Origin of the sequence: Burkholderia sp. MSMB617WGS (assembly GCF_001532025.2) — a bacterium.
Taxonomy (GTDB): Bacteria; Pseudomonadota; Gammaproteobacteria; order Burkholderiales; family Burkholderiaceae; genus Burkholderia; species Burkholderia savannae.
Window position 1 is genome coordinate 3,401,178 of sequence record NZ_CP013457.1, and the last position, 23,157, is coordinate 3,424,334.

Genomic DNA, 23,157 nt, shown 5'->3' on the forward strand with positions numbered 1-23,157 from the left:
TCAGGCGGCATCCGGCAGCGGCCGGCGGGCAAGCACGGCCGGCCGCCACGGCGCCGCCCATGCCGCGCCGAAACCGAGGCGTCCCGGCGTCCGGCCGGCGTCGCGTCGATGACCGACGCGGCGATCGGCGGGCCGGTCTTGGCATCGCCGCATCGCGTTCGCCCCCTTGCCGCGGCCCGCGTATCGTGCCTGCAGCCGGCGCCTGTCGCCCGCCCAAGCCCCGAGTCACGCCCGAACCAGGCCCCAGTCCACTCGCGCCCGAGCGACCGAGCCCGCGTCAGCTCACCGAGATCGGCGCGGTGAAAGACAACACGGCCGCCGCGACGAACACGCCGATCATCGTGAGCGCCTCGAGATGCAGCACGTTGCGGAACGTGTGCGCGTCCTCGGTCGACGCGGTGCGGCGCAGCCGCGGCAACGCCGAGAAGCGGTTGAGCGCCGCGAGCACCAGCGCGAGCGCGACGAGCGCGAGCTTCAGCAGCAGGATGCGGCCCCACGTGCTGCCGTCGAGCGCGGCGAAATCGCCGCCCGTGCCGCGAATCGTGTTCAGCACGCCCGTGACGACCACGAACGCAAGCGCGGCGATCGACCCGCGCGACAGCCGCTGCGCAATGCGGATCATCGCGCCGCGCGCGATCGACGAGCCGAGCGCCGGCAGCACCGCCATCCCGCCTGCGATCACGAGCCCGCCCCACGCGGCCGTCGCGGCGACGTGCACGGTCTGCACGCCGACTGCGGCCGAGAACGCGCCCGAATCGGCCGCGTGGCCGAGCGACGCCTTGCCCGCCGCAACCACGAGCGTCGCGAGCGCGAGCAACGCGCCGGCGAGCGGGCCGCTCGGCCGGGCGAGCGCGACGACGAACAGCAGCACCGCGCCGCCGCACGCAACGCTCCATGCATGCCCGACGTGCGTCTGCGCGAGCACGACCGGGATCGCGCCGAACGCGCCGCGCAAGCCCGCGCCGCTCATCGCAGCGGCCTGGTAGACGAGCCAGCCGACGTCGGCGAGGACGAGCACGGCCGCCGCAACCGCGAGCGAGCGCAGCGATTGCCGCCACGCGGGGTGCGACGGCGCGATCACGCTCTTCGCGCCGTCGTTCGCGAGCCACGCGCCGATCAGCGCGGAGCCCACCGCGACCGCAAACGCGACGTCGCCGAGCGCGGCGAGCGCCGCCTGGCCGAACCAGAGGCTGTCGATCTTCATCGCGCACCGCCCGCGCGGCGCGCGCCGGATGCCGCCCCGACGCGCGCCGCGCGCAAGGCGTGAAAGGATCGACTGTTGTTTTCAGGCAAACAGGAAAAAGAGGACTTCATCGACTCGCATGAAAGAAAAGAAATCGGCGCCGGCGCGGCCGGCCGTCCCGACGCCGCGCCCCCGAAGTGTACGGGCTTCGCCGCCGCCTGCGCAGCTTGTCCGACGTTTGGGCGCGTTCGAACCGTCATTCGCGCGTCAAATTGTCGCAACCCGACCGCGGCATGGAACCGTGCCCTCCGCGTCAAATAGCCGCCATTATCCATCGATGATAGAATGCCGCGTCGCAGCAGCCCGGCTGCCTGCCCTCGTTAGTTCTTGCCGTCATGCCGAGCCGATCGGAGCCCGGTCAGGTCCCCGACGAATAACAATGGAGTCCCGTGTGTCTTCTAGACGCCTTTTCCGTCCGCTGCTCGCTGTTGTGTTGATGGGCGCAGCGGGCCTTCTGAGCACTGCGCAAGCGCAAACCAAGCCCATCGAGCCGGCCGCCGCGAAGGCGCCCCTGAAGGCGCCCGACACGATGGCGGAGCGCGTGCGCGGCTGTACGGCCTGTCACGGCACGCACGGGCAGGGCACCGACAACGATTACTTCCCGCGTCTGGCAGGCAAGCCGGCCGAGTACCTGTACAACCAGCTCGTGAATTTCCGCGACGGTCGCCGCAAGTACCCGCCGATGAACTATTTGCTCACGTATCTGAGCGACGACTACCTTCGCGAGATCGCGGAGCACTTCTCGCAGCAGCGTCCGCCGTACCCGGCGCCGACGAAGCCGACGGTGCCCGCCGCGGTCGTCGAGCGCGGCAAGCAGCTCGCGCTGCACGGCGATCCGGCGCGCAAGCTGCCCGCGTGCGTCGCGTGCCACGGCACCGCGCTCACCGGCATGCAGCCCGCGATTCCGGGTCTCGTCGGCCTGCATAGCGACTATCTGAGCGCGCAGATCGGCGCTTGGCGTTCGGGCACGCGCCATGCGAAGGCGCCCGATTGCATGCATGAAATCGCGAGCAAGCTGTCCGACGAGGACGTGACCGCCGTGACCGCGTGGCTCGCCGCGCAGCCGGCGCCCGCCAACCCGGTGCCGGCCCCGGCCCGCTCGATGAAGACTCCGCTCGCCTGCGGCAGCGAACCGCAATAAGGCAAGGGAGACAGACACAATGAAACGCAAGTCCCTGTTTGCACTCTCGGCTGTCGCGATCGTCGCGGCAGCGGCCCTCGTGCCCGTCCTGTGGCCGGGCAACGACACGCTGCACGGCAACGCCGCCGTCGCCGCGACGCCCGCCGACCAGGCCGCGCTCATCAAGAAGGGCGAATATCTCGCGCGCGTCGGCGACTGTATCGCGTGCCACACCGTGCGCGGCGGCAAGTCGTTCGCGGGCGGCCTGCCGATGGCCACGCCGTTCGGCACGATGTACACGCCGAACATCACGCCGGACGATCAGTACGGGATCGGCAAGTGGACATCGGACGATTTCTACCGCGCGATGCACACGGGCCGCTCGAAGGACGGCAGCCTGCTCTATCCGGGCTTCCCGTTCGCGAGCTACACGAAAGTCACGCGCGCGGATTCGGATGCGATCTACGCGTACCTGCGCTCCGTCGCGCCCGTCAACACGCCGAGCCGTCCGCACGAGCTGCGCTTCCCGTTCAACAACCGCAACCTGCTGATCGGCTGGCGCACGCTGTTCTTCAAGGAAGGCGAGTACAAGCCCGATCCGACGAAGTCGGTCGAGTGGAACCGCGGCGCGTATCTCGTCGAAGGCCTCGGCCACTGCTCGATGTGCCACACGTCGATCAACATGATGGGCGGCCCGGTGAGTTCGGCGGCCTTCGCGGGCGGCCTGATTCCGCTGCAGAACTGGTACGCGCCGTCGCTCACGAACGACAAGGAGCTCGGCCTCGGCGACTGGCATGTCCAGGAGCTGTCCAACCTGCTGCAGGCGGGCGTGTCGAACAAGGGCGCGGTGTTCGGCCCGATGGCGGACGTCGTCCACAACAGCCTGCAGTACATGACGGACGAGGACACGCGCGCGATGTCGACTTACCTGAAGTCGATCCCGCAGAAGGCCGAAGCGCCGAAGAACATGCAGTACGAGCCGTCGAAGCAGTTCGGCACGACGCTGCTCGAGCAGGGCAAGAAGATCTACGCGGACAACTGCGCGACCTGCCACGGCGCGCAGGGCGAAGGCAAGCCGACCGCTTACCCGCCGCTCGCGCAGAACCGTTCGATCATGATGGAATCGGCCGTGAACCCGATCCGCATGGTGCTGAACGGCGGCTACCCGCCGAGCACGTTCAAGAATCCGCGTCCGTATGGGATGCCGCCGTTCGCGCAGTCGCTGTCGAACCAGGAAGTCGCGGCGGTTGTCACGTACATCCGGATGTCGTGGGGCAACAACGGTTCGCCGGTTTCGCCGCAACAGGTGAGCGACCTGCGTTCCGCGCCTCTCGACTGAGTATCGGGTGACGCTAACGGGGCGCGGCTGCGGGAAACCGCGGCCGCGCCCTTTTGTTTTTCCGGCGACGTCCGTTTTCCGCGCGGGCCGCGCGAGGACGCCGCCTCATCAATAATCAAGAGTATCTATGTCTTTCGCATCTCTCGGCCTCGCCGAACCGCTCGTGCGGGCCGTCAACGAGCTGGGCTACACGCAGCCCACGCCAATCCAGGCTCAGGCCATTCCCGCCGTGCTGGGCGGCGGCGACCTCCTCGCCGGCGCGCAGACGGGCACCGGCAAGACCGCCGGCTTCACGCTGCCGATCCTGCAACGCCTCCACGCGTTCTACGGCGAAAACCGCAACGCGCGCCGCGCGGTGCGCGCGCTCATCCTCACGCCGACGCGCGAGCTCGCCGCGCAAGTCGAGGAAAGCGTGCGCGCGTACAGCAAGTACGTGAAGCTGCGCTCGACCGTGATGTTCGGCGGCGTCAGCATCAATCCGCAGATCGACGCGTTGAAGCGCGGCGTCGACATCGTCGTCGCGACGCCGGGGCGCCTGCTCGATCACATGCAGCAAAAAACGATCGACGTGTCGAGCCTCGACATCCTCGTGCTCGACGAGGCGGACCGGATGCTCGACATGGGCTTCATCCACGACATCAAGCGCGTGCTCGCGCGGCTGCCGGCGAAGCGCCAGAACCTGCTGTTCTCCGCCACCTTCTCCGACGAGATCAAATCCCTCGCGGACAGCCTGCTCGACTCGCCGGCGCTCATCGAAGTCGCGCGCCGCAACACGACGGCCGAGACGATCGCGCAGAAGATCCACCCGGTCGATCGCGACCGCAAGCGCGAGCTGCTCACGCATCTGATCCGCAAGCACAACTGGTTCCAGGTGCTCGTGTTCACGCGCACGAAGCACGGCGCGAACCGGCTCGCCGAGCAGCTAACGAAGGACGGCATCAGCGCGATGGCGATCCACGGCAACAAGAGCCAGTCGGCGCGCACGCGCGCCCTCGCCGAATTCAAGAGCAGCACGCTGCAGGTGCTCGTCGCGACCGACATCGCCGCGCGCGGAATCGACATCGACCAGTTGCCGCACGTCGTCAACTTCGATCTGCCGAACGTCCCCGAGGACTACGTGCACCGGATCGGCCGCACCGGCCGGGCGGGTGCGAACGGCGAGGCGGTGTCGCTCGTGTGCGTCGACGAGAAGCAACTGCTGCGCGACATCGAACGGCTCATCAAGCGCGAGATTCCGCAGGAAGTGATCCCGGGCTTCGAGCCGGACCCGAACGCGAAGCCCGAGCCGATCCAGCGTCGCGGACAGCGCGGCGGCAACAGTGGCGGCAGCGGCAATGACGGAAGCGGCGCAGGCAACGGCGGCCGCGGCAATCGCTCGCCGCGCGCGGCGAGCCAGCCGCAGGCGCAGCAAGGTCAGCCCGCCGCGCGACGCGACGGCGGTGCGCAGGCGAAGACCGCCAAGCCGCAGCAGGCACGCGGCGGCAACGGCCGCCCGGCGGGCAACGGCAATTCGAACGGCGGCGGCACGCATGCGAACCGCAGCCGTTCGTCGCGCAGCGGCCAGCGCGGCCGCTGAGCATCGGCATGCGTGGCGGGGCCGCGCGTCGAAGCGCCTCGCCTCGCCTCGCCTCGCCTCGCCTCGCCTCGTCGCGTCGCGTCGCGTCGCGTCGCGTCACGTCACGTCACGTCACGTCACGTCGACCAACATCATGCCGCCTTCCCGCCTCCCCGCGCGCGGCCCAAGTGTTCGCGTCATCTGCTTTCGGCGCGCGGCCCGCACGTCGTTCAACGCCTGAGCTGCGCGATCTGCCGCGCCCAGCGCGCGAGCACGGCGGGCGCGTCGGCTCGCGCGAGCTCGAACGCGATCCCCGTGGTGAGGCGCGCATAGCCGACCCGCTGCGCTTCGCCGTCGACGAGCGCGGCGACGAAGCGCGCGAGTCCGTCGTCGGTCGAATCGGATGAATCGATGCGCAAGCGCGCCTGATGGAACGCGCCGTCGGCGACGAACGTGAGCGTCGCGTCGGGATGCGCGGCGAGCGCGCGCGCCGCGCGCGACTGCGGCCACAGTGAGAAGCGCAGCGACCGCGCATCGGGCGCATAGAGCTCGCCCGCGCTCAGCAGCGTCGTGCGCGGCTGCGGCGGATCGACATCGCGATCGACGACCACGAGCGCAGCGGCAAACCCCGCCTTGCGCGCGAGATCGTCGCCGTCGAACAGCGCGAGCGCCGCGCGCGGCCACGCGTCATACGTCGTCCGTTCGAGAGTGCGTCGGTGCGAATCGGTCACGGTGTGCTCTCCTGCTGCGTGTCGTGTCGAACGAAACCCGCAGCATACCGCGCGACGCGTTGCCGGCGCTCAGGGCTAGTTCACGCTGATAACGGGCTTGCGCCGGCCGCCGGAAGGGCCGCGCGCAAGGATTGCGACGAAGCGAATACTCGACGTATTCGCAAGGAGCATGACGCAGCGATCGGCTCTTCTGGCGGCCAGCCCCTCGAAGGATTTCTTCGATCACGGGAACGTGCCCGTGCGCCCGCATTGCGGCGTCGTTCGTCGTCGCAATAGCACCCTTGCCCTGCGGGCGCAAAGGCACGTTCGCAAGCCCGTTATCAGCGTGAACTAGCCCTAACGGAAGAACACGTGCTGCGTGAGCTTCGTCAGCGGATAGTGGACGCCCGGCTGGATCTTCGCGGGCAAGTCGAGCGGCTTGAGCAGCATCTTCACGCACATGTCGGCGGACAGGTTGCGCCTCACGAGCGCGTTCACGCGCGCGGTCCGCTCGCGGCAATACGCGGAATCGCCCACACGTTCCGGGTAGCGGATCGCGAACACGTGCCGCAGCGCGATCTCCGAATCCTCGTTCTTGATCTCGAGCACGCGCCGCATCAGCGCGCCGAGCACCGCGAGCCGGCCGTTGCCCTCGACCTTGTTGTACTTCTTGAAGTAGCGGAAGAAATGCTTGTAATGGCGGACTTCGTCGATGCGGATGTTGTCGGTGATTTCCTTGAGCACGGGCTCGTCCGAGCATTCGTTGATCGCGCGATAGAGCGTCGCCGTGCCCGTCTCGACGACGCAACGCGCGACCATCTCGAGCGCGCGCGTCTTCTCGAACGCTTCGAGCGAACAGGTCTTCGAATACTCTTCGAAGAAATTCGCGAATGCGAGATCCCAATCGAATTCCGGCCACACGTGCGCGATATACGCCTTCAATGCGCGGCCGTGCTGCAATTCCTCGTGTTCCCATTCGGCGTTGAGCCATGCCGACACTTCGGGATCGCCGTCGAAGAATTGGCTCAAATTGCTCGTGTAAAGATCGGAGCCGCTCTCGATGAACGACGCCGCGCACAGCAGCAGCAACAGATCCTCGTTCGCCGCGGCGCGTTGACGGTCGATGCGCGTCAAGTCGATGTCTTCGATGCGCCAGGGCATCTCGTGCGTGGTATCAGCCAACATGTTTCGCGCTCCCAAACGCCGCCTCGCATTCGCGACGGACCGCGCCGCGCGCGATTCCGCCGGTTGCGGCGCGTTGAAATCGGTTATTCGACATGTCCGGCCATCTTAGCCGGACTTTTTCGATCGTGCTTCGAAGCACTGACCTTAACCGGCAATCGCAGTTCCACGGCGGCTATCACGCAATATTAGACGCGTAATTCGAAAAGGCGAGCGATATGGAAAGCGAAAGCCTCTTTTGAAATGCCTTTCGATATCGTTTCGCCCGCAACGGACATTGCAGGTGACGCGCGCGGCGCGTCAAAAGCCCGCCGCGAGACCGTCTCGCCGGCTGTCGCTCGCCGCGACGTAGCCCCGGTCGGGCTCGTCGCGATCGAGCCGCCAGATGAACTGCCCGGACCCGAAGTCCATGTACGGATCGTCGATCGCCTGGATCGTGTGACCGCGCGCGGCAAGCGAATCGACGACCGATGCGTCGAGCGTCGATTCGACGTCGAGCGTGAACGACCGGCTTACCTTCCAGCGCGGCGCGTCGCACGCGGCCTGCGGCTGCTGGCCGTAGCCGAGCATCCGCACGATCGTCTGCAGATGGCCTTGCGGCTGCATGTCGCCGCCCATCACGCCGAAGCTCATCGCCGCGTGCCGCACGCCCTCGACCTGCTGCGTGACGAACGCCGGGATGATCGTATGGAACGGCCGCTTGCCGCCCGCGACGACGTTCGGCGACGCCGGATTCATCGAGAATCCGCAGCCGCGGTTCTGCAACGCGATCCCCGTGCCCGGCACGACGAGGCCCGAGCCGAAGCCCATGTAGTTGGACTGAATGAAGCTCACCATCATGCCGCGCTCGTCGGCCGCGGACAAATAGATCGTACCGCCCGCGCGCGGCATGCCGAACGTGAAGTGCGTCGCCCGCCTGACGTCGATCAGCTTCGCACGCGCGTCGAGATACGCGTCGTCGAGCATCTGCGCGGGCGTGACCTCCATCGCGCGCGGATCGGCGACGTAGCGGTAGACGTCGGCGAACGCGAGCTTCATCGCCTCGATCTGCACGTGCTGCGAATCCGCCGAGTCGAGCGGCAGATCGTCGAGATCGAAGCGCTCCATGATGCCGAGCGCGATCAGCGCGGCGATCCCCTGCCCGTTCGGCGGGATCTCGTGCACCGTGTAGCCGCGGTAGTCCTTGCCGATCGGCTCGACCCACTCGGGCCGGTATGCGCGCAGGTCGGCGGCGCTCAGCGCGCCGCCGCCTTCGCGGAAGAACGCGGCGATCGCGTCGGCGATGCTGCCTTCGTAGAACGCGCGCGCGCCTTGCGCCGCGATCGTGCGCAGCGTCTTCGCGTGGTCGGGCAGCCGCAGCAGCTCGCTCGTCTCGGGCGCGCGGCCGCGCGGCATGAAAGCCTGCGCGAAGCCCGGCTGATCCTTCAGCTCGGGCACGGCGGCCGCCCACTTGTGCGCGACGATCGCGGCGACCGCGTGCCCGCGCTCCGCGAGTTCGATCGCCGGCTCGAGCAGATCGGCGAACGGCAGCGAGCCGAACTTCGCGTGCAGCGCCTCCCAGCCGGCGATCACGCCGGGCACCGTCACGGTGTCCCAGCCGCGCGTCGGCTGTCGCGCGAGGCCGTTGCCCGCCTCGCCGTGCCGGCGGCGGAAATAATCGACGTTCCATGCGGCGGGCGCGACGCCCGACGCGTTCAGGCCGTGCAGCTTCGCGCCGTCCCAGACGAGCGCGAACGCATCGCCGCCGAGGCCGCACGACACCGGCTCGACCACGGTGATCGCGGCCGCCGCGGCGATCGCCGCATCGATCGCGTTGCCGCCCTTCCACAGCATCCTGAGCCCCGCCTGCGCGGCGAGCGGATGCGAAGTCGAGACTACGTTGCGCGCGAACACCGGCACGCGCGTCGTCGGATACGGGTTGCGCCACGAGAACGTCGCGCCGGGCGGTTTCGAATGAAGATTCATCTCAGGCCAACGGTAAAGAGGATCGAAACAAACATTCCAGCGCGAATACGCGGCCCCGACAAATTCATTTGTCACATGAATTGATGCGGGAACGACATGAATCGAGTCTAGACCGAGATCGGCCCGCGTGCGCGGCGGCATGCGCCGCCCGCCCGTCGAATCGGCGCGAACAGCCCTTACAATGCGAAATGGCCGCCTCCAGTGCCCCGTCCCATCGAGCCGAATCGAAACCCGCGAACATGACACGAGACCCCCGCCTCACCCTGAACGCACGTCAGCAGGAATTGCTCGAATGGGTGCAGCGCGACGGCTTCGTCACTGTCGACGATCTCGCCGCCCATTTCAACGTGACGCCGCAGACGATCCGCCGCGACGTCAACTGGCTCGCCGACCTGAACCTGCTGCGCCGCTACCACGGCGGCGCGAGCCTGCCCACGAGCTCGGAGAACGTGTCGTACACCGCGCGCCAGCGGATGTTCCACGACGAGAAGCGCAAGATCGCCGCGCTCGCCGCGTCGCACATCCCCGATCAGGCGTCGCTCTTCATCAACCTCGGCACGACGACCGAGGAGGTCGCGCGCGCGCTCAACCGGCATCGCGGCCTGCACGTCATCACGAACAACCTGAATGTCGCGAGCATGATGAGCGGCTATCCGGAATGCGAGGTGCTGATCACGGGCGGCATCGTGCGGCCTTGGGACAAGGGCATCGTCGGCGAGCTCGCGATCGACTTCATCCGCCAGTTCAGGGTCGACTACGCGATCATCGGCACCTCGTCGATCGAAAACGACGGCACGCTGCGCGACTTCGACACGCGCGAGGTGCGCGTCGCCGAGGCGATCATCCAGCACGCGCGCACCGTCTACCTCGTCACCGACCATTCGAAGTTCGGCCGCCCGGCGCTCGTGCGCCAAGGGCATCTGAGCCAGATCCACGCGCTCTTCACCGACAAGCCGCTTCCCGACGAGATGGCCGACACGATCGCGCAGGCGGGCACGCAGGTCTACGTCGCCGACTGACCGGGCGGCCGCGCGAGCGGCACCGCGCATTGCTGCGCCGCACCCAAAACTTCAAGTGAAATCAAGGAATTGGCGCACCGTCGCAACCGCCTGACGAATTTCTTGATGTCAATCAGAAAATTATCGGGGTGCGATTTGTAGATGCCGGCTCGCTTGACTACACTCCAAATCCCCGGCGCGGTTGCGCGCTCGGCGCAACCGGGGCGACGTCAATAACGCCAAGGCCGGGACAGCGGCTTTCCCCCCACGCCTTCCCTTGCTGGGTCACTCGACCGGACATTTGCGCCCGGGACAGTACGGTTGTCATGGAGAGAACGATGCTAAGTCCGCATGAATTCGCCACGCTGTTGCTTGTGAAGGATGCCCCCGACCAAGCCGACATGGACCGCGACGAACTCGACGCGCTGCTCGAGCGGCAGCTCGTGAAGCTGGAATCGCTCGGCTCCGGCAGGAAATACTGCGTCACCGAAATCGGCGACGCGGCCTTGCGATCGATCAAGCTCCGTTATTCGTGATGTTCCGGCCGAACGGGCGCGGCCAGTGCCAGGCGGCGCCCGTTCGGCCCACTCCTCTGCCGTCTTTCAACTGCCGCGCAGCGACGGGTCTACCGCCGCCCGCCAGCTGAGCGCTTGCGCGCGCGCGTCGTTGAGATAGCTCACCCAGCGGCTTCGTTCAGCCGGGTCGGCGTTCGTCCCGAGCGCCGCGTGGCGCTGCGCAAGTTCGTTTTCGAACGCGCAGAAGCGCGCGTCGGTCAGCTTGCCGTGTCGCTTCGCGACCCACGCATCGAATGCCGCCGAATAGACGGCCTGCGCGTCGTCGCCGTAGTCCCGCACGTCGCCGCAAGTCCGCTGCAGCTCGGAAAACGACGGCCCGCCCCAGCTACCGAACATCGCCGGCCCGCCCGCACATCCGGCCAGCAGCGCGAGCGCGCCCGCCGTGATCATCGTACGCATGTGCATCCCCTCGCTCGTTGGTCATGCGCCAGTATCGTCCCAGAGCGTGCGCTGCGCCACCCGACCCTCAAAAGCGAACTTTACTTTTTCGATTGTGTTCGTTAAATTTCGAATGCGAACATTTCTGGTTCGCTCATTTTCTATTACACGAACATACGAACGGTAGGATCAGCGGGTGACTCAACAGAATCGTTACGATCTGCTCGTCGTCGGCGGCGGGATCAACGGCGCGGGCATCGCGCGCGACGCGGCCGGCCGCGGCCTGTCGGTACTCCTCTGCGAGCAGGACGACCTCGCGTCGCACACCTCCTCGTCGAGCACGAAGCTGATCCACGGCGGTCTGCGCTATCTCGAGTACAAGGAATTCGGGCTCGTGCGCAAGGCGCTGCAGGAGCGCGAGACGCTGTTGCGCGCGGCGCCGCACATCATATGGCCGCTGCGCTTCGTGATGCCGCACATGCCGAACCTGCGCCCCGCATGGCTCATCCGCATCGGCCTGTTCCTGTACGACCATCTCGCGAAGCGCGAGCTGCTGCCCGGCTCGCGCGGCATCGTCATGCGCCGCCACCCCGCGGGCGCGCCGCTCGTCGATTCGATCAAGCGCGGCTTCGTCTACTCGGACGGCTGGGTCGACGACGCGCGGCTCGTCGTGCTGAACGCGCTCGACGCGCAGGAGCGCGGCGCGCGCATCCTCACGCGCACGAAGCTCGTGTCGGCGGAGCGCCGCGACGGGCAATGGCACGCGCGGCTGCAGCGCGCCGACGGCACGACGCTCGACGTGCGCGCCCGCGCGGTTGCGAACGCGGCCGGCCCGTGGGTCGGCGACGTGCTGCACGGCGCGCTCGGCCGCGGCGCGCAGCACAGCGTGCGGCTCGTGAAGGGCAGCCACATCGTCACGCGGCGCCTGTTCGATCACGACCACGCCTACATCTTCCAGAATCCGGACAAGCGGATCATCTTCGCGATTCCGTACGAGCGCGACTTCACGCTGATCGGCACGACCGACGTCGAATATCACGACGATCCGTCGCGCGTCGCCATCGACCGCGACGAAACGCGCTACCTGTGCGAGTCGATCAATCGCTACTTCAAGCGTAAGATCTCGCCCGCCGACGTGTGCTGGACCTATTCCGGCGTGCGCCCGCTCCTCGAGGACGAGAACGCGGACAACCCGTCCGCCGTCACGCGCGACTATCGCCTCGAGATGGACGGCGGCGAAGGCGCGCCGCTGCTGTCGGTGTTCGGCGGCAAGATCACGACGTTCCGCAAGCTCGCCGAGGAAGCGACCGACATGCTGGGCGGCATGCTCGGCGCATCGCGCGGCGCGTGGACGGCGGGCGTGCCGCTGCCTGGCGGCGACATCGCCGATGCGCGCTTCGCGCCGTTCGCCGAAGCGTTCGCGAAACGTCATCCGTGGTTGCCCGCCGGGCTCGCGCGCCGCTATGCGCGCGCGTACGGCACGCGCGCCGAGCGCGTGATCGGCGACGCGAAATCGCTCGCCGCGCTCGGCGCCGAGCTCGCGCCCGGTCTTTACGAAGCGGAATTGCGTTATCTGCGCGACGCCGAATGGGCGAGCTGCGCGGACGACGTGCTGTGGCGGCGTTCGAAGCTCGGTCTGCATGTCGCGCCGGGCACGCTCGACACCGTGACGGCCGCGCTCGACGCCTGGTTCGGCGCCGCGCGCGAAGCGGCGAGCGCCGTGCACTGACCGGCGCGTCGACGCCGGCGGCAACGAACGACGACAGGAAACATCAGGAACGCGCCGCGCCCGCGGCGCGTATCACAACTACGTACGGATGGAGATGAGACACATGCAGGATCAGTACATCCTCGCGCTCGACCAGGGCACGACCAGCTCCCGCGCCATGCTATTCGATCGACAAGGCAACATCGTGTCGATCGCGCAGAAGGAATTCGAGCAAATTTATCCGCAGCCGGGCTGGGTCGAGCACGACCCGCAGGAGATCTGGTCGACGCAGGCGGGCGTCGCGGCGGAAGCCGTCACGCGGGTCGGCCTGAACGGCACGGCGATCGCCGCGATCGGCATCACGAACCAGCGCGAGACGACGATCGTCTGGGATCGCGAGACGGGCCACCCGATCTACAACGCGATCGTCTGGCAGGACCGCCGCACCGCCGATTTCTGCGACCAGCTCAAGGAGCAGGGCCTGAGCGAGAAGGTCCGCGCGAAGACCGGCCTGCCGATCGATTCGTACTTCTCGGCGACCAAGATCCGCTGGATTCTCGACAACGTCGAAGGCGCGCGCGAGAAGGCGCGCCAGGGCAAGCTCGCGTTCGGCACGGTCGACAGCTGGCTCGTCTGGAACTTCACGAAGCACGAGCTGCACGTGACCGACGTGACGAACGCATCGCGCACGATGCTCTTCAACATCCATACGCTCGACTGGGACGACGAGCTCCTCGACGCGCTCGAGATTCCGCGCAACATGCTGCCGGAAGTGCGGCCGTCGTCCGAGATCTACGGGCCGACGAAGACGACGGTGTTCGCCTCGAAGATTCCGCTCGCGGGCATCGCGGGCGACCAGCAGGCCGCCCTCTTCGGCCAGATGTGCACGACCTCCGGCATGGTGAAGAACACCTACGGCACCGGCTGCTTCCTGATGATGAACACCGGCGAGAAGCCGATCGAATCGCGGAACAATCTCGTCACGACGATCGCGTGGCAGGTGGACGGCAAGGTCAACTACGCGCTCGAAGGCAGCATCTTCATCGCGGGCGCGGTCGTGCAATGGCTGCGCGACGGGCTCGGGATCATCAAGAGCGCGTCGGAGATCGAGGCGCTCGCGGGCGGCGTGCCGCACACGGACGGCGTCTATCTCGTGCCCGCGTTCGCCGGCCTCGGCGCGCCGCACTGGAACGCGCGCGCCCGCGGGTCGCTCTTCGGCGTCACGCGCGGCACGACGTCCGCGCACCTCGCGCGCGCGGCGCTCGATTCGATCGCGTACCAGTCGCTCGACGTGCTGAAGGCGATGGAAGCCGATTCGGGCATCCGGATCGGCGAGCTGCGCGTCGACGGCGGCGCGAGCGCGAACAACCTGCTGATGCAGTTCCAGGCCGATCTGCTCGGCGTCGACGCGGTGCGTCCGCGCATCACCGAGACGACCGCGCTCGGCGCCGCGTATCTCGCGGGCCTCGCGATCGGCTACTGGCAGAACGTCGACGAACTGCACAGCCAATGGCAGCTCGAGCGCCGCTTCGCGCCGTCGATGCAGAGCGATCAGGTCAGCACGTGCCTCGCCGGCTGGCAGCGCGCGGTGCGCGCGGCGAAGGCGTGGGCGGACGACACGCACTGAGCAACATCGTTCGGCATCCGTATCAAAAGCAATTCGACAATCACATTCACAACAATCAGGCGGGCCGCGCGACGCAAGCCGCGAGCCCGCCATACCGGTAGAGAGACACATCATGTCACCATATATCGCGGAGTTCATCGGCACGGCTCTCCTCGTGCTGCTCGGCAACGGCGCCGTTGCGAACGTGTTGCTCGCGAAGACCAAAGGCAAAGGCGCCGACCTCATCGTCATCGTGATGGGCTGGGCGATGGCGGTATTCGTCGCGGTCTACGTGACCGCATCGTTCTCCGGCGCGCATTTGAATCCGATCGTCACGATCAGCCTCGCGCTCGCGGGCAAGTTCGCATGGGCGAAGGTGGGCGGCTACATCGTGTCGCAGATGCTGGGCGGCATGGCGGGCGCGTTCCTCGTATGGCTCGCGTATCGCCAGCACTTCGCGAAGGAAGCCGATCCCGATCTGAAGCTCGCCGCATTCTGCACGGCGCCCGCGATCCGCAGCGTCACGCACAACGTGCTGACCGAGGCGATCTGCACGTTCGTGCTGATCCTCGGCGTGCTGTATCTCGCGTCGCCGCAAGTCGGCCTCGGCGCGCTCGACGCGCTGCCCGTCGGCCTGCTCGTGCTCGGCATCGGCATCTCGCTCGGCGGCCCGACGGGCTACGCGATGAGCCCCGCGCGCGACCTGTCGCCGCGCATCATGCACGCGCTGCTGCCGATTCCCGGCAAGCGCGACAGCGACTGGCGCTATGCGTGGGTGCCGGTGCTCGGGCCGCTCGTCGGCGGCGTGCTCGCGGCGAACCTGTATCTGTATCTGCATACGGCGCACTGAGCGCAGCGTCGCATGCCGCCGCGCGCTCGCCGCGGCCCCGGCCCCCTCGCCCGGCAACGAGCGAGGGGGTTTTCAATTGGCGTGAGCCGAATCGGGGCGGGGCGGGCCGAGCCGGTTCGGAATCCTTCGAAAGCGCCCCCCATCTATCCGGATCTGCTACCTGACGGCCGTCGCGATCCTGTTCGCGGCGCTCGCCCGCGCGCGCAACCTGTCCGCGCCGCCCGGCTCGATCGTGCCGCTGGCCCTGTCGATCAGCGTATTCAGCCTGGTCGGCTTCTTCTCGCTCGCGTACGGCTCGACGGCAGGCCACGTCGCGATCGTCACCGTGCTCAGCTCGCTCGCGAGCGGCTTCATGGCGCTGCTCGGCTTCTTCGTGCGCGGCGAGCGGCCGAGTGCGCTGCAATGGGTCGGCATTGCGGCATTCACGTCGGCGTCGTGATGCTGAAGAGCACGCCGCAAGCGCTCGCAGTCCGAGCGGCTCGGGCCGATCGGGCCGGCCGAGCCTCGCGTCGACGGCGCGGCGCGAGCATCGAGGGCATGCGGCTGCGTGCCGCCGGGCCCGCGACAGGCAGCCGCACGACGCGACGATGATCGGCACCCGCGCGGCTCGCGCGCGGACGTGAACGTGCGAGCCTGCATCGATCATGCGTCCGTCGATTCGACATCGACATCGACACGACGCGCCACGCCGCACCGCGCGCCGGGAGCATGGCCCCCTGCCCGCCCCTCGCCGCCGCTTGCTTCACGCTCGCTCGCCGCTTTGCGTCCGCATTGCCTCGCGGGAAATCGCGCAGCGTCACGAGCGTCGGCGCGGAGCCTCGCCCTCGCTGCCGCGCGCTCGCCCGCACCAACGCATGCGAACACGAACGAGCGCCGCGCGGCCCACGCAACGTGTCGCACCATGATTCGCGCCGACGAGCCGCGCCCCGCCGCGACAAAGCACGTATCATGATGCTTCGTCGCCTCGTCCCATTTTTCGTTGTTTTCCTATGCTCGACCACCTCATTTGCGACTGCGACGGCGTGCTCGTCGACAGCGAAGTGATCGCCGATCGCGTGCTGTTCGACACGCTGTCGGCCACGTTTCCCGCGATCGATTTCACGGTCGACGCGAAAGCCGCGTTCGGCCAGCAGACTTCGCGCTTTCTCGCGGGCCTCGAAGCGCGCCACGGCATTGCGATGCCGGCGAATTTCCTCGATACGATCGAGCACAACATCGAGATCGGCCTTGCGCAGTGGCTCGCGCCGATCGCCGGCGTGCGCGACGCGCTGTCGAAGATCGCGCTGCCCGCGGCCGTCGTGTCGAACAGCCGGCTCGAGCGCGTGCGCAACTCGCTCAAGCGCGCGGCGCTCACGGACGTGTTCGGCGAGCGCGTGTTCAGCGCCGAGCAGGTCGCTCGGCCGAAGCCCTATCCGGACGTGTATCTGCACGCGGCGCGCACGCTCGGCGTCGAGCCGGCGCGCTGCGTCGTCGTCGAGGACAGCGTGTCGGGGCTGAACGCGGCGCGCGCGGCGGGCATGAAGACGATCGCGTTCGTCGGCGCGAGCCACATTCCCGGCGGCTACGAAGACGCACTGCGCAAAATGGGGATCACGCGCATCATGCGCTCGATGGACGAGCTGCCTGCGCTCGTCGAGGCGGGCTTGCGCGGCGAATTCGGCGGCGTGCAGTCGTAGTCGCGCAACGTCGCTTCGCGCGCGGCGCGGCTCGCCCGCCGCACGCTGTCGCCGAGCAAACCGGAATCGATCAGGCAACGTCCTCGCAGCACGCGTCGCGTTCGCGCGCGGCCGCGAGCCGCTCGCGGAATTCGACGAGCTCGGCGATCGTCAGCATCGGCAGCCCGTGCTGCGCGGCGAAGCGCTCGACGTCGGCGCCGCGCGTCATCGTGCCGTCCGGATTCATCAGCTCGCACAGCACGCCCGCGGGCTCGAGCCCGGCCAGGATCGCGAGATCGACGGTGCCCTCGGTATGGCCTCGCCGCGCGAGCACGCCGCCCGGCGCCGCGCGCAGCGGAAACACGTGGCCGGGGCGCACGATGTCGTGCGGCAACGCGCCGTCGGCGATCGCCGCGCGAATCGTCGTCACGCGATCGGCGGCCGACACGCCGGTCGTCACGCCGACGCGCGCCTCGATCGACACCGTGAACGCGGTGCCGTTCTTGCTTTCGTTCAATTGCGCCATCGGCGGCAGCTCGAGCGCGCGCACCTTTTCGTCGGTCAGGCACAGGCACACGATGCCGCTGCACTCGCGGATCAGCAGCGCCATCGTCTCGTCGGTGAGACGCTCGGCGGCGACGATCAAATCGGCTTCGTTCTCGCGGTCGTCGTCGTCCTGCAGCACGACCGCGCGCCCTTCGCGCAGCGCGGCGAGCGCGGCGGCGATGCGCGGCGGCACCGGTTCGGCGTCGAGCAACGGGAGATCGGAGAAAGCGTCGGCGGGCGCCGACTTCGAAGGCAACGGAAACGACATGATATGAAACGCTCCTCGCGGAAAAAATGGGGCGAAAAACGTTTCAGGGCTTAGCAAACAGACAGCGCGACACCGCTTCCGCGCCGCGCGGACGACGCCGCGCGCGCAGCGGACGAGGCCTGGCGCACATGACCATCTGCACATCTTCTCTCATCCGGACTATGACCGTCGGCTCTGGCATCGGACCAGATCTGCTGACCCCACGCATTGCGCGGGCGCTCGCGGGCTCGCCGGCAACATGCCGGCCTACCGCCGGTGGGGAATTTCACCCCGCCCTGAAGACGCACTGATTGCCGGACGAACCGGCCGGTGAAGCATACAACACCTGCGGACGCGCCGCAGCGAGAAGCCGACAAGACCCTACTGACGAATCCGTCTAAACCGTGCTAGACCGCGACGCGCGAGCGTGCGCCGCAACGCTCGGCGTCACGCCGGCACGTGCCAGCGCGGCGGCACTTCGGCGTTGACCGTCACGCGAAACGCACGCGCCTCGGTATCGCCGGGGTTGCGCAGCGTGTACGGCTGATCGGCGTCGAACACGATTGCGTCGCCCGTCGCGAGCAACTGGCGCCGATCGTGGATGCTGACTTCGAGCGTGCCTTCGCTGACGACGAGATTCACGCTCGTGCCGGGTGCGCGCGACGCGCCCGGCTCGGTGTGCAGCGGCGCGATCCGCAGCTCGTGGAATTCGGCGACCGCGGGCTCGCCTTCCGGATACAGCGCGCGCGCGGAGAAGCGCCCGTTCGAGCTGACGACGCGCACCGCGCGCTCGGCGCTCAGATGCTCGAAACCATTGACCGCATGACGCCGCAGGAACGCGGCCACCGACACCTTCAGCGCGGCCGCGACCTTGCAGAGCACCTTGATCGACGGCACGCTGCGCGCCGATTCGATCTGCGCGAGCATCGCCCGCGACACGCCCGAGAGCCGCGCGAGCGCATCGAGCGACAACTGGCGCTCCGCGCGCAGGCGCGCGAGATTCACGCCGACGAGCCGCTCGAGCGCATCGAACGACTCGTACGACGCGTCGGCATCGGCCGCCGAGGCGGCATCCGGTGAAGACACATCGCGCACGAGCGCCAACGGAGAATGCATGACGTTGCCTCCAGGGCCAAAGCAAGCCCAACGGTTTCAGATGAGCCAAAGACTAACATCCGCTCGGGGGCCGTCAAACAAAGTTATCTTCACACTGTTATCAGGATCGCAGAGGACGGCGTTCCGCGATGCGTCATTGCGCCGTTGCGGCCGCACCCTGTGAGACGCGCGTATCGAGCCGCGCGGCGAGCACGGTGACCGCGAGCGCGGCGAGCGTGACGACGGCCGCGACCCACGGCAGCGCGTCGAGCGGCATGCCGTGCGACAGCGCGACGCCGCCCAGCCACGCGCCGCCCGCATTGCCGACGTTGAACGCGCCGATATTGAGCGTCGACGCGAGATTCGGCGCATGCGCGGCTTTCTCGACCACCCGCGACTGCAGCGGAGGAACCGTCGCGAAAGCAGCGACCCCCCACACGAACACGGTAACGGCGGCCGCGACGGGCAGATGGCTCGTCTTCGCGAACACCGCCATCACGGCGACGAGCGCGACGAGGATCGCGATCAGCGACGGCATCAGCGCGCGGTCCGCGAGCCTGCCGCCGATCGTGTTGCCGATCGTGAGCCCGACGCCGAACAGTACGAGAACGAGCGACACCGCGTGCGGCGGGAAGCGCGTCACGTCCTCGAGGATCGGCGCGATGTACGTGAACACGACGAACACGCCGCCGAAGCCGAGCACCGTCATCATGAGCGCGAGCCACACCTGCGGCTCCTTCAGCACGCGCAGCTCGCGGCCGAGCGCGACGCCCGCCGCATCGCGCTGCTTCGGCACGAGCGCGGCGACGCCGGCGAACGACGCGACGCCGAGCGCCGCGACGATCCAGAACGTCGCGCGCCAGCCGAGCGTCTGGCCGACGAAGGTGCCGAACGGCACGCCGAGCACGTTCGCGAGCGTGAGCCCCGTGAACATCAGCGCGATGGCGCTCGCGCGCTTGTCGGCGCTCACGAGCGACGCGGCGACGACCGCGCCGATGCCGAAGAACGAGCCGTGCGCGAACGACGTGACGACGCGCGCGATCATCAGCATCCCGTAGCTTTGCGCGACCGCGCACAGCACGTTGCCGACGATGAAGATCGCCATCAGCAGTTGCAGCGCCGCCTTGCGCGGCATTCTGCTGGTGAGCACGGCGAGCAGCGGCGCGCCCGCGGCGACGCCGAGCGCATAGCCGCTGACGAGGAGGCCCGCGGACGGCAGCGTGACCGCGAGATCGCGCGCGACGTCGGGCAAAAGGCCCATGATGACGAATTCGGTGGTGCCGATGGCGAACGCGCTGATCGCGAGCGCGAGTAACGGTAGAGGCATGAGACGCTCCGGTGCGGAATGCGGCGCGACTCATGCGGCGCCGCATCAAAAAACTGACGAGCGCGCATTGTCCCGAATCAGAAGAATTTTGATAATTGGCGTAGCATTTGAATCATTTTCAAAAAATATCTGAAAATCGCATGGATCGATTGGGCGACATCCGCTTGTTCGTCGAGGCTGCCGAGCTCGGCAGCCTGTCGGCCGCCGGGCGCAAGCTGAACCTGACGCCCGCCGCCGCGAGCGCGCGGCTCGCGAAGCTGGAGGCGCAGGTGTCGACGCGCCTCTTCGAGCGCTCGACGCGGCGGCTGCGGCTCACCGACGAGGGCCGCCTGTACCTGAACTGCTGCCGGCAGGCGCTGCAGGCGCTCGACGACGCCGACGCGATGCTTCAGGAAGGCCGCAACGTCGTGAGCGGCAAGGTGCGGCTGTCGTCGACGTCGGATTTCGGGCGCAATCAGTTGCTCGACTGGCTCGACGAATTCAACGCGCGCTATCCCGACGTGACGTTCTCCGTGACGGCGTCGGATTCGTCGTCGAACCTCTGGCAGGACGAGATCGATCTCGCGATCCGCTTCGCCGCGCCGCCCGACGGCGCGCTGATCGCGCGGCGGCTCGCGGCGAACCGGCGCGTGCTGTGCGCGTCGCCCGCGTTCATCGGCAAGCACGGCGCGCCGAAAGACCCACTCGATCTGGCCCGCTTTCCGTGCAACGTGATCACGATCGCGTCGGGGCCGCTCAACGTGTGGCGCTTCACGCGCGGCGACGACACGCAGACCTACACGGTGCCGCTCGCGAACGCGCACGAGACGAACGACGGCGGCCTCACGCGCGAATGGACGATTCGCGGCTACGGCATCGCGCTGAAATCGATCTGGGACATCGCGGCCGACGTGCGCGCGGGGCGGCTCAAGGTGCTGCTGCCCGAGTGGCGGCACCACGACGCGCCGCTGCACGCGATCTATCACGGCAAGCGCTACATGGCGCCGCGCGTGCGGGTGCTGCTCGATTTTCTCGTCGAGCGCTTCGCGCAGGAGGAAAAGGCGCTCGAGGGTCTGCTGAACGCGTGCCGGTGACGCGGGGCGCACGCCGCTTCGGCGCTTCGGCGCTTCGGCACTTTGGCGCGCTGCTCGGCCCGGCCGCGCGAATCGGTGCTCGCCGCCGCGGCTTTCCGCTTCTTGGATTCTCGCTCGGCTCTCGGCTCTCGGCTCCTCGCTTCTTGCCTCGTAGGCTTATTGACTAGTCGGTTGTCGGTTGTCGGTTGTCGGTTGTCGGCTCGTCGGTTCGTCGGTTCGTCGGTTCGTCGGTTCGTCGGTTCGTCGGTTCGTCGGTTCGTCGGTTCGTCGGTTCGTCGGTTCGTCGGTTCGTCGGTTCGTCGGTTCGTCGGTTCGTCGGCGCGAGGATCGCACCAAGCGGCGCGCGTGCCTGCCGCCCCGCCGCAATTCGGTGCCGGCCGCCCTTGCCCGTGCGCCCGCCGCGCGATCGGCCAAACGCCGCCCCGCCTCGCGCGACGCGCCGCCGCCCGCTCCGCGAAGCCCGAAAAGCTATAATACAAAGCTTTCCCGGCGGCATCTTCCCGTACGCGGCGCGCGCATCGCGCGGCTGGCGGCGCGCCGATCCGTCCCCCGATCCACTTTGAACGACGCCCCCAGGTCAACCACTGCGAACGGCGAATCCTCATGACCAAGAAAGTTTACGTAAAGACCTTCGGCTGCCAGATGAACGAGTACGACTCCGACAAGATGGTCGACGTGCTCAACGCCGCCGAAGGCCTCGAGAAGACCGACACCCCCGAAGACGCGGACATCATCCTCTTCAACACCTGCTCGGTGCGCGAGAAGGCGCAGGAAAAGGTGTTCTCCGATCTCGGCCGCGTGCGCGAGCTGAAAGAGGCGAAGCCGGAACTGCTGATCGGCGTCGGCGGCTGCGTCGCGAGCCAGGAAGGCGCGTCGATCGTCGCGCGCGCGCCGTACGTCGATCTCGTGTTCGGCCCGCAGACGCTGCACCGCCTGCCGCAGATGATCGACGCGCGCCGCGCGAGCGGCCGCGCGCAGGTCGACATCACGTTCCCCGAAATCGAGAAGTTCGATCACCTGCCGCCCGCGCGCGTCGAAGGCCCGAGCGCGTTCGTGTCGATCATGGAAGGCTGCAGCAAGTACTGCAGCTACTGCGTCGTGCCGTACACGCGCGGCGATGAAGTGTCGCGCCCGCTCGACGACGTGCTGACCGAGATCGCCGGCCTCGCCGATCAGGGCGTGCGCGAAGTCACGCTGCTCGGCCAGAACGTGAACGCATATCGGGGCCCGCTCGCGGCCGGCTCCGGCGAAATCGCCGATTTCGCGACGCTGATCGAATACGTCGCCGACGTCCCCGGCATCGAGCGAATCCGCTATACGACGTCGCATCCGAAGGAATTCACGCAGCGCCTGCTCGACGTGTACGCGAAGGTGCCGAAGCTCGTCGACCACCTGCACCTGCCCGTCCAGCACGGCTCGGACCGCATCCTGATGGCGATGAAGCGCGGCTACACGGTGCTCGAGTACAAATCGGTGATCCGCAAGCTGCGCGCGATCCGCCCGAACCTGTCGCTGTCGACGGACATCATCGTCGGCTTCCCCGGCGAGACCGAAGCCGACTTCGACAAGACGATGGCGCTCGTCCACGAGATGAGCTACGACACGAGCTTCTCGTTCATCTACAGCCCGCGCCCCGGCACGCCCGCCGCGAACCTCGCCGACGACACCCCGCGCGAGGTCAAGCTCAAACGCCTGCAACATCTGCAGGCGACGATCGAGGAGAACGTCGCACGCATCAGCCAGTCGATGGTCGGCAGGGTCGAGCGGATTCTCGTCGAGGGACCGTCGCGCAAGGACCCGAACGAACTCGCGGGCCGCACCGAGAACAACCGGGTCGTGAACTTCCCCGCGCCGCTCGCCTCGCACCCGCGCCTCATCGGCCAGATGATCGACGTGAAGATCAATCACGCGTATCCGCACTCGCTGCGCGGCGAGCTCGTGCTCGCGCACGACGACGCGAGCGCCGCCACGCACTGAATGCCCTA

General features: G+C 67.9%; 19 protein-coding genes, 1 pseudogene and 1 riboswitch. Of the genes and pseudogenes, 12 read left to right on the top strand and 8 right to left on the bottom strand.

From position 1 onward, the window contains the following. Positions 1-277 precede the first annotated feature (277 nt). Positions 278-1,204 (bottom strand): CopD family protein, encoded by a 927-nt coding sequence (locus tag WT60_RS16745; protein ID WP_038751966.1) that lies wholly within the window; start codon positions 1,202-1,204, stop codon positions 278-280. A gap of 418 nt (positions 1,205-1,622) precedes the next feature. On the opposite strand from WT60_RS16745, the gene WT60_RS16755 reads away from it, so the two are divergent. The 3 genes from WT60_RS16755 to WT60_RS16765 all read left to right on the top strand — a co-directional run bounded on the left by WT60_RS16755 (position 1,623) and on the right by WT60_RS16765 (position 5,278). Then, positions 1,623-2,384 (top strand): c-type cytochrome, encoded by a 762-nt coding sequence (locus tag WT60_RS16755; protein WP_060355580.1) that lies wholly within the window; start codon positions 1,623-1,625, stop codon positions 2,382-2,384. Between the two features lie 19 nt (positions 2,385-2,403). After that, positions 2,404-3,702, top strand: coding sequence for a cytochrome c (locus WT60_RS16760; RefSeq protein ID WP_038751961.1), 1,299 nt, complete (start codon positions 2,404-2,406; stop codon positions 3,700-3,702). A gap of 127 nt (positions 3,703-3,829) precedes the next feature. Further along, positions 3,830-5,278: a DEAD/DEAH box helicase gene (locus WT60_RS16765; RefSeq protein ID WP_038751958.1), complete on the top strand. Its 1,449-nt coding sequence runs from the start codon at positions 3,830-3,832 to the stop codon at positions 5,276-5,278. Between the two features lie 209 nt (positions 5,279-5,487). Here WT60_RS16765 and WT60_RS16770 read toward each other — a convergent pair whose 3' ends face one another. The 3 genes from WT60_RS16770 to WT60_RS16780 form a co-directional block, all read right to left on the bottom strand. Next, the gene (locus WT60_RS16770) at positions 5,488-5,988 is read right to left on the bottom strand and encodes a hypothetical protein (protein WP_038751955.1); all 501 of its coding nucleotides are present in this window, start codon (positions 5,986-5,988) and stop codon (positions 5,488-5,490) included. A gap of 336 nt (positions 5,989-6,324) precedes the next feature. Beyond that, complete coding sequence (locus tag WT60_RS16775) at positions 6,325-7,152, bottom strand: ferritin-like domain-containing protein (protein WP_060355579.1); 828 nt, start codon at positions 7,150-7,152, stop codon at positions 6,325-6,327. A gap of 297 nt (positions 7,153-7,449) precedes the next feature. Beyond that, positions 7,450-9,114, bottom strand: a complete 1,665-nt coding sequence (locus tag WT60_RS16780) for a gamma-glutamyltransferase family protein (protein WP_059643976.1) — start codon at positions 9,112-9,114, stop codon at positions 7,450-7,452. 239 nt (positions 9,115-9,353) lie between these two features. Here WT60_RS16780 and WT60_RS16785 point away from each other — a divergent pair, with 239 nt between their 5' ends. Beyond that, positions 9,354-10,133, top strand: coding sequence for a DeoR/GlpR family DNA-binding transcription regulator (locus WT60_RS16785; RefSeq protein ID WP_038751947.1), 780 nt, complete (start codon positions 9,354-9,356; stop codon positions 10,131-10,133). Positions 10,134-10,450: 317 nt separating this feature from the next. Further along, on the top strand, positions 10,451-10,648 hold the full coding sequence (locus WT60_RS16795; RefSeq protein ID WP_038751987.1) for a phage tail assembly chaperone: 198 nt from the start codon (positions 10,451-10,453) through the stop codon (positions 10,646-10,648). Between the two features lie 66 nt (positions 10,649-10,714). Here the strand turns inward: WT60_RS16795 and WT60_RS16800 are convergent, their stop codons facing one another. Beyond that, positions 10,715-11,086, bottom strand: coding sequence for a hypothetical protein (locus WT60_RS16800; RefSeq protein ID WP_038751984.1), 372 nt, complete (start codon positions 11,084-11,086; stop codon positions 10,715-10,717). Between the two features lie 175 nt (positions 11,087-11,261). On the opposite strand from WT60_RS16800, the gene glpD reads away from it, so the two are divergent. From glpD to WT60_RS16825, 5 genes and pseudogenes are all read left to right on the top strand, one after another. Then, a complete protein-coding gene (gene glpD / locus WT60_RS16805; RefSeq protein ID WP_059575265.1) occupies positions 11,262-12,794 on the top strand; it encodes a glycerol-3-phosphate dehydrogenase in 1,533 nt (510 codons plus the stop codon). A 103-nt stretch (positions 12,795-12,897) separates the two neighbouring features. Further along, the gene (glpK, locus tag WT60_RS16810; protein ID WP_038751941.1) at positions 12,898-14,400 is read left to right on the top strand and encodes a glycerol kinase GlpK; all 1,503 of its coding nucleotides are present in this window, start codon (positions 12,898-12,900) and stop codon (positions 14,398-14,400) included. Positions 14,401-14,512: 112 nt separating this feature from the next. Then, entirely contained in the window at positions 14,513-15,229 is a 717-nt protein-coding gene (locus tag WT60_RS16815; RefSeq protein ID WP_038751938.1) for an MIP/aquaporin family protein, read from the top strand. Positions 15,230-15,371: 142 nt separating this feature from the next. Further along, positions 15,372-15,697, top strand: a pseudogene (locus WT60_RS16820) (EamA family transporter); the annotation flags it as partial. A gap of 521 nt (positions 15,698-16,218) precedes the next feature. Next, a complete protein-coding gene (locus tag WT60_RS16825) occupies positions 16,219-16,905 on the top strand; it encodes an HAD family hydrolase (protein ID WP_038751935.1) in 687 nt (228 codons plus the stop codon). Positions 16,906-16,975: 70 nt separating this feature from the next. Here the strand turns inward: WT60_RS16825 and ribB are convergent, their stop codons facing one another. The 3 genes from ribB to WT60_RS16840 form a co-directional block, all read right to left on the bottom strand. Beyond that, the gene (ribB, locus tag WT60_RS16830; protein ID WP_038751933.1) at positions 16,976-17,698 is read right to left on the bottom strand and encodes a 3,4-dihydroxy-2-butanone-4-phosphate synthase; all 723 of its coding nucleotides are present in this window, start codon (positions 17,696-17,698) and stop codon (positions 16,976-16,978) included. A 138-nt stretch (positions 17,699-17,836) separates the two neighbouring features. Continuing rightward, positions 17,837-17,985, bottom strand: a riboswitch (FMN riboswitch). 139 nt (positions 17,986-18,124) lie between these two features. Further along, positions 18,125-18,793 (bottom strand): XRE family transcriptional regulator, encoded by a 669-nt coding sequence (locus WT60_RS16835; protein WP_038751929.1) that lies wholly within the window; start codon positions 18,791-18,793, stop codon positions 18,125-18,127. Positions 18,794-18,926: 133 nt separating this feature from the next. Beyond that, complete coding sequence (locus WT60_RS16840; protein ID WP_059643979.1) at positions 18,927-20,099, bottom strand: MFS transporter; 1,173 nt, start codon at positions 20,097-20,099, stop codon at positions 18,927-18,929. Between the two features lie 140 nt (positions 20,100-20,239). On the opposite strand from WT60_RS16840, the gene WT60_RS16845 reads away from it, so the two are divergent. Together WT60_RS16845 and miaB are read left to right on the top strand one after the other, a co-directional pair. Continuing rightward, positions 20,240-21,172 (top strand): LysR family transcriptional regulator, encoded by a 933-nt coding sequence (locus WT60_RS16845; RefSeq protein WP_038751924.1) that lies wholly within the window; start codon positions 20,240-20,242, stop codon positions 21,170-21,172. 603 nt (positions 21,173-21,775) lie between these two features. After that, positions 21,776-23,149, top strand: coding sequence for a tRNA (N6-isopentenyl adenosine(37)-C2)-methylthiotransferase MiaB (gene miaB, locus WT60_RS16855; RefSeq protein ID WP_038751922.1), 1,374 nt, complete (start codon positions 21,776-21,778; stop codon positions 23,147-23,149). Positions 23,150-23,157 lie beyond the last annotated feature (8 nt).

Bases quoted from the DNA above. Each gene is read 5' to 3' on its own strand.
- WT60_RS16825 (WP_038751935.1), top strand. From the start codon at position 16,219: ATGCTCGACCACCTCATTTGCGACTGCGACGGCGTGCTCGTCGACAGC.
- WT60_RS16845 (WP_038751924.1), top strand. From the start codon at position 20,240: ATGGATCGATTGGGCGACATCCGCTTGTTCGTCGAGGCTGCCGAGCTC.
- WT60_RS16760 (WP_038751961.1), top strand. From the start codon at position 2,404: ATGAAACGCAAGTCCCTGTTTGCACTCTCGGCTGTCGCGATCGTCGCG.
- miaB (WP_038751922.1), top strand. From the start codon at position 21,776: ATGACCAAGAAAGTTTACGTAAAGACCTTCGGCTGCCAGATGAACGAG.
- WT60_RS16840 (WP_059643979.1), bottom strand. From the start codon at position 20,099: ATGCCTCTACCGTTACTCGCGCTCGCGATCAGCGCGTTCGCCATCGGC.
- WT60_RS16755 (WP_060355580.1), top strand. From the start codon at position 1,623: ATGGAGTCCCGTGTGTCTTCTAGACGCCTTTTCCGTCCGCTGCTCGCT.
- WT60_RS16780 (WP_059643976.1), bottom strand. From the start codon at position 9,114: ATGAATCTTCATTCGAAACCGCCCGGCGCGACGTTCTCGTGGCGCAAC.
- WT60_RS16765 (WP_038751958.1), top strand. From the start codon at position 3,830: ATGTCTTTCGCATCTCTCGGCCTCGCCGAACCGCTCGTGCGGGCCGTC.
- WT60_RS16815 (WP_038751938.1), top strand. From the start codon at position 14,513: ATGTCACCATATATCGCGGAGTTCATCGGCACGGCTCTCCTCGTGCTG.
- WT60_RS16795 (WP_038751987.1), top strand. From the start codon at position 10,451: ATGCTAAGTCCGCATGAATTCGCCACGCTGTTGCTTGTGAAGGATGCC.
- WT60_RS16785 (WP_038751947.1), top strand. From the start codon at position 9,354: ATGACACGAGACCCCCGCCTCACCCTGAACGCACGTCAGCAGGAATTG.
- WT60_RS16800 (WP_038751984.1), bottom strand. From the start codon at position 11,086: ATGCGTACGATGATCACGGCGGGCGCGCTCGCGCTGCTGGCCGGATGT.
- WT60_RS16775 (WP_060355579.1), bottom strand. From the start codon at position 7,152: ATGTTGGCTGATACCACGCACGAGATGCCCTGGCGCATCGAAGACATC.
- WT60_RS16745 (WP_038751966.1), bottom strand. From the start codon at position 1,204: ATGAAGATCGACAGCCTCTGGTTCGGCCAGGCGGCGCTCGCCGCGCTC.
- glpK (WP_038751941.1), top strand. From the start codon at position 12,898: ATGCAGGATCAGTACATCCTCGCGCTCGACCAGGGCACGACCAGCTCC.
- WT60_RS16835 (WP_038751929.1), bottom strand. From the start codon at position 18,793: ATGCATTCTCCGTTGGCGCTCGTGCGCGATGTGTCTTCACCGGATGCC.
- ribB (WP_038751933.1), bottom strand. From the start codon at position 17,698: ATGTCGTTTCCGTTGCCTTCGAAGTCGGCGCCCGCCGACGCTTTCTCC.